Below are 4,867 nucleotides of genomic sequence, written 5' to 3' on the forward strand. Positions count from 1 at the left end.
CCCAGGCGGGTTCACTGGCCGGTCCGGCCGACGTGGAAGCCGGCCTGCGCCGGCGCCTCGCGGTAATCCTCGAACAGCGCCGCCTCACGGGCTGTCAGTTCCAGTTCGACCGGTTCGGCGAGTGCCTGTGTCGGCGTATCGCCTTCGACTTCGTTCTTCAGACGCTCGTAGTTCACCCGCTCGTCGGCGGCGTGCTGGTCCACGAGGACTAACCCCTCACTCGTCTCCGCGACGATGTAGGTGTCGAGCAGTTGGCCGAGGATGCGCATCGACGGCAGCGACTCGAATTCGGGTGTGAGGTTCGCTTCACCGCCCGAGAGGTCGCGCTGGGTTGTCGGGGCACTGATGCGCCCCGATGGCGACTGCGACGGAGTAGATTCGGTCGGCGGCGACGATTCGGATTCACCTGTCGACGGCGACGGTTCGGTTGCGGGTGTCGAATCGGTCGCGGAGGCCGACGACTCTGCGGGTCCGGTGTCGAGTGACGACTGCTCTGTCGCCTCCGGTCCCGGCGCAAGGTCGTACTTGCGGGGCGGTGTCGGCGGCGGTGACGTTTGGGAAGGCTGTGTTGCCGACGTGGTCGTCTCTCTAGTCGACGATTCCGGTTCAGGTGAATCGGTGGTGTCCGATTCCGACTGCTCGGAACTCGTCTTTCCTGCCTCTCGGGTCTTCCGTTCTTCCCGTCCCTCTCGCGCCGATTGTACATCTCTCGCGGTCGGGCGCTCCGTGTCTCCTTGGTCGTCGGCCGGCCCGTGAACCTCGTGCGGGTCCGCGGATTCGACCACGGTGCCCGCGTCCGCTTCGTCTGGCTCGCCGGGTTCGATAGCCGCCTCGTCGGCCTTCGAGCGACCCCGCGGGGCCGACGAGCGGACGAGTCCGTGATTCAACAGGGCGTCTTCGACCGCGTCGGCCACTTCGCGTTTGACCTCTGGTTCTTCGTCCCACCGAACTTCCATCTTGCGCGGGTGGACGTTCACGTCCACGGCGTCGGGTGCGACCTCGACGAAGAGCACCGCAAACGGGTAGCGGTCGGCGTCGAGTTGCCCGCCGTAGGCGTCGAGGACGGCTTCCCGGAGCACTCGGTCCGTGACGTAGCGGTCGTTGACGAACGTCGAGAGGTAGTCGCGGGTACTGCGTGTCGTTTCGGGATGACTCACGAGACCGGAGACCGAGATACCGGGTACGTCGTGCTCGACGGAAACCATCGACTCCGCGACTTCGCGGCCGTACACGGAGAGGACGGTCGATTGGAGGTCGTCTCGGCCCTCGGTGGCGAACACCTCTCGGTCGTCGTGTTCCAGCGAGACGGCCACGTCCGGGTTTGCGAGGGCGTAGTGGGTGACCACAGTATTCACGTGGTCGAATTCGGTCGCCGTCGTCTTGAGGAACTTCCGCCGCGCGGGGGTGTTGTAGAACAAGTCTTCGACCTCCACGACGGTTCCCTCTGGACAGCCAGCGGGCCGAACCTCCTCGACTTCGCCGCCTTCGTACCGGAGTTCGGTACCCACGTCGCCGCCGCGGGGCTTCGACCGGATAGTCATTCGCGAGACGGCACCGATAGTGTGGAGCGCCTCGCCGCGGAAGCCAAGGGTTCCGATACCCGCTTCGAGGTCCTCTATGTCGCCGATTTTGCTCGTCGTGTGCTCGCGGACGGCGAGTTCGAGATCTGCTTCGCTCATGCCGACGCCGTCGTCGCGGATGCGGACGCCTTCGACGCCGCCGGAATCGACCGCGACGGAGACCCGCGTTGCATCCGCGTCGAGGCTGTTTTCGAACAGTTCTTTGACGACCGAAGCGGGACGTTCGACGACCTCACCGGCGGCAATTCGCTGGATGGTCTTCTCGTCGAGTTGGTGAATCTCCGTCATTCTTCATTCTCCAGTTTCGACTGCCACGCCTGCACCTTCGCCATCAAGTCGAGGGGTGATGTGGCATTCACGTCGGTCGATTGCAGTTCGTCGAGGACGGCTTCGGTCTCGGGGTCGAGTTCGGGGCCGGGTTCGGAACCGGGTTCGGATTCGAGGCCGGAGTTGGCACCAATCTGTCCGTTTCCGGGTGCGCCAGCCGCCGAATCGTCTCGTGTCGAGTGTTCCATGGACCCGTTTGCGGGACTGCCGTCGCCTTCGGCGACTTTCATCTGTCCGCTTCCCACGTCGAAGACGGCCTGTACGGGTTCGGCCGACCCGGAGCCTTTCGCCTCGATGGCCTTCTCGTCGCGGAGTCGGTCGAGTACGTCGCCAGCGCGGTCTACGACGGGGCGCGGAACCCCCGCGAGGTCGGCGACGTGAATCCCGTAACTCCGGTTGGTAGGGCCGGCCACGACGGTTCGGAGGAACGTCACGTCACCATCTCGCTCGTCCGCGGCGACGTGGACGTTCGCCACGCGGTCGAGGTGGTCGGCGAGCGTCGTCAGTTCGTGGTAGTGAGTCGCAAAGAGCGTCTTCGCCTGCACCTCGTTGTGCAGATACTCTGTCGCGGCCCACGCGATAGAGATTCCGTCGTAGGTTGCAGTTCCGCGGCCGACTTCGTCGAGGATAACGAGCGAATCTTCGGTCGCCGAGTGGAGGATGTTCGAGAGTTCCTGCATCTCGACCATAAACGTGGACCGACCCTGTGCGAGTTCGTCCAGCGCACCCACGCGGGTGTAAATGCCGTCGACGACGCCGATGGTCGCAGACCGGGCGGGGACGAAACTGCCGACCTGCGCGAGAAGCGTAATGAGCGCCGCTTGTCGCATGTAGGTCGATTTCCCGGACATGTTCGGTCCGGTGACGATGAGAAAGCCGCGCTCGCGGTCCATGTGCAGGTCGTTCGGGACGAACTCGGTCGTCGTCTCTACGACGGGGTGGCGACCGGCCTCGATGCGGAGCGGTCCGGCATCGGTGAGTTCCGGGCGGGTCCAGCCGTTTCCGGCGGCGTGGGTAGCGAGAGACGCTAGCGCGTCGACTTCGGCGATGGTTCGGCCCACGTCCTGCAGCAGTTCGGCGTGTGCGGCGACTCGCTCGCGGAGGTCCTGAAAGAGTTCGTACTCCAAATCGCCGCGGGCTTCTTCGAGTCGAAGCACCTCGCGCTCTTTTTCCTCTAACTCCTCGGTGACGAATCGCTTCGAGTTCTTGAGCGTCTTTATCTGCCGGTAGTGCTCCGGTACCTGGTCGGCGACGGACTTCCCGACCTGAATGTAGTAGCCGTCCGTCTTGTTCCGGTCGACCGTGACGTGTGAAAGCCCGTGTTGGCGCTTTTCGCGGTCGGCGAGGGTGTCGAGCCACGACTTCGCGGATTCGTGTCGCTCGATGAGTCCGTCGAGTTCGTCGTCGTAGCCTTTCTGGAACAAGCCGCCTTGCGTGACCGTCTTTGGCGGGTCCTCGGCGAGCGCGTCGGCGAGTTCGGCTTGCAGTCCCGCCGCGGCATCCCCATCAGGCCGAGAAACGACTTCGGCAAGCGGTGAGTCGGCGAGTTCGGTTCCTTCGATGGCGTCGGTGAGCGCGGGGAGGACATCGAGCGTGTCGCGGACGGAAAGCAGGTCGTTCGCCCCTGCGCTTCCCGAGGCGGCGCGCGAGGCGAGTCGTTCGAGGTCGTAAGCCCCGTCAAGTACCTCTCGGACGCGCTCGCGGGCGAGAGCTGCGGACGCGAGCGACTGGACGGCGTCGAGTCGACGCGAAAGCTCATCTCGGTCGCGTCGCGGGCGGGTGAGCCACTCGCGGAGCAGGCGACCGCCCGGCGAGGTGACGGTGTGGTCGATGGTGTCGAAAAGCGACCCCGAGCGGTCGCCGTGCATCGTCTCTGTGAGTTCGAGGTTCCGCTGGGTGGTCGCGTCGAGTTCGAGCAGGTCGCTCGGGTGGTACACCTGCAACCGCGTCATCGACCGCAGGACGCCAGCGCCCGTCTCTTCGACGTAGGCGAGAATGCCGCCCGCCGCGCGGGTTGCCAGTTCCGAGTCGAGACCGACGCTCTCGACGGTGGATTCGCCGAACTGTTCGCGGACGGCGTGGCGGGCACGCCCCGGTGCGAACGCTTCGGTCGAAAAGAGCGAGAAGGAGGCGTCCGTGGCCTCGCGCAGGCGCGAAAGCGTCTCGTCGTCGGCTCGGAGGTCGGGGCCGGGAAGGACCTCCACGGGTGCAAAGCGGTAGAGTTCGGCCGCGGCGTCGTCGACGGTCTTGGCTTCGGTGACGAGGAACTGCCCGGTCGTGATGTCGGCGAATGCGAGTCCAACACCGTCGCTGCCGGTCACGACGGCGGCGAGGAACTGCGCGTCGGCGCGCGAGGTTTCGAGGAGCGTGCCGGGTGTGACGACGCGCGTAATCTGTCGGCGGAGGTCGCCCGATTCTGTCTCGTACTGGTCGGCGACGGCGACCCGGTAGCCACGCTCGACCAGCGCCTTGAGGTAGGGCGTCAGGTCGTTCAGTGGCACGCCCGCCATCGGGTACGACGACCCGTGCGACGACTTCTGGGACACTTTGAGGTCGAGTTCGCGTCCGACCGTCTCGGCGTCGTCAGCGAAAAATTCGTAGAAGTCACCGCACTGCATGGCGAGCAGGTCGGCGTCGGTCTCCTCTTTCAACGAGAGGAACTGTCCGACGATTCCCTGAGTAGTCATGTCCGCACGTGCGTGGGCCGGCGGATAAAATACTACGATGACCGGTCCCGGATGAACGTGCGACGACCGGTCCTATAGTAGCGCTTGCAAGTCAGTGCACACTCGATTGACCGGTGTCGTGCGATCGGATATGTCACCAGTTGCAAACGCTACTATAGATGAACTGAGACATCCCACCCCGATTCCGTTCCTGTCTAGCTGTCCACGGCCAGTATACTACAAGATGATTGCACTACAATGTAGTTTGTCTCTGTTTAATTATAACCTGAGCTA

General features: G+C 64.4%; 1 protein-coding gene and 1 pseudogene. Both read right to left on the reverse strand.

All coding sequences use genetic code 11. The features are described from left to right. Positions 1-20 precede the first annotated feature (20 nt). Positions 21-1,868 (reverse strand): annotated as a pseudogene (mutL, locus tag QT222_RS15410) (DNA mismatch repair endonuclease MutL); the annotation flags it as partial. Beyond that, on the reverse strand, positions 1,865-4,594 hold the full coding sequence (gene mutS, locus QT222_RS15415; RefSeq protein ID WP_491477671.1) for a DNA mismatch repair protein MutS: 2,730 nt from the start codon (positions 4,592-4,594) through the stop codon (positions 1,865-1,867). The gene mutS and the pseudogene mutL, both read right to left, overlap by 4 nt. Positions 4,595-4,867: the final 273 nt, after the last annotated feature.

It is taken from the genome of Haloferax sp. s1 (genome assembly GCF_058382125.1).